The following is a 1093-nucleotide window of genomic DNA, read 5'->3' on the forward strand; positions in this document are numbered from 1 at the left end:
CTCTGCCAGACTCATCCCCTCCGCAGGCGGCCGCAGCACGTAGTAGTAGATCTGGCCAAGCCCGGTGGCATCTGGTCCAAGTTGCGGAACGACACCGTCAGGCAATTGTGATGCGGCGCTGCCAAGTTGCTCTGCAACACGGCTGCGAGCCCAGTAGAAATCGATCTCGTCTTTAAACGTGACTTGAACAAAACTGTATCCGAACATGCTTTTGCCACGCACCGATTCCGCCCCCGGCACAGCCAACAGCGAAACGCTGAGCGGGTAGGTAACTTGGTCCTCGATGTCTTTGGGCGATCGCCCCGGCCACGGCGTCAACACGATGACTTGGTTCTCGCCCACATTCGGGATCGCATCGATAGGCACGGCTTGATAAGCAAACCAACCGCCAACCGACAGCCCGACCGCAATTAGCAGGACAAGCCAAGGTTCACGAACACAGAAGCGGATGAGGAGGTTAAGCATCGCTTCGCTCCGAGGTGGGAGTGAAGGAGTTGGGAGAAGGGGAGGTGGGAGTTAGGAGAAGCTGTTGATCAATTGCGGGACAATCATTCTGCAAGCCGTAGCTCGTACTACTCTCCTTCACCCGCGGCTCCTTCACTTTCCCTGCTCCCGACTCCTTCACTCCCTGCTTAAAATCGACGCACCACTTTGATGAATCGTGAATCATCGCGACAATCATTCTCAAGATTTCGTCGTAGAACTCGATGGCCTGCTTCGTCGTTTCCGCGTCGAGGTAGCCGTGCACGGATGCGTACTCGATCCAAACCTGTGTTTCGGCAGCTTCGGCCTCGGCAACATTCATCGTGCTACAAAAGTGATTCTCATAGCGTCGTTTCCGCCATGCTTCAGCAATGTTGGCACTCACACTTCGTGATGAACGGCGCACCTGATCCGTCAGCGAATACATCTCCTCACGAGGAAACGATCTCGACAACTCAAAGATTCGTTTCCCTGCCGCGAACGACTTCTGATAAACAATCAGATCGCGATGCGTCCTAATTCGCTCACTCATCTCTAGCTCCTCATTTTTGGTATTTGTCATCCAGCACAACTTCAACCACGAATCATCTCCCTCTCTCCCTCTCTCCGT

The 1093-nt window shown here is 54.2% G+C and carries 2 protein-coding genes; both read right to left on the bottom strand.

Features of this window, described 5'->3' with window-relative positions; genetic code table 11:
• The coding region (locus RMSM_RS02080) for an efflux RND transporter permease subunit (RefSeq protein WP_008690829.1) at nucleotides 1-465 on the bottom strand (465 nt) is incomplete at its 3' end.
• Nucleotides 458-1093, bottom strand: a 636-nt coding sequence (locus RMSM_RS02085; protein ID WP_236621968.1) for a four helix bundle protein, incomplete at its 5' end; no start/stop codon positions are given. The genes RMSM_RS02080 and RMSM_RS02085, both read right to left, overlap by 8 nt.

It is taken from the genome of Rhodopirellula maiorica SM1 (assembly GCF_000346295.1).
Lineage (GTDB): Bacteria > Planctomycetota > Planctomycetia > Pirellulales > Pirellulaceae > Novipirellula > Novipirellula maiorica.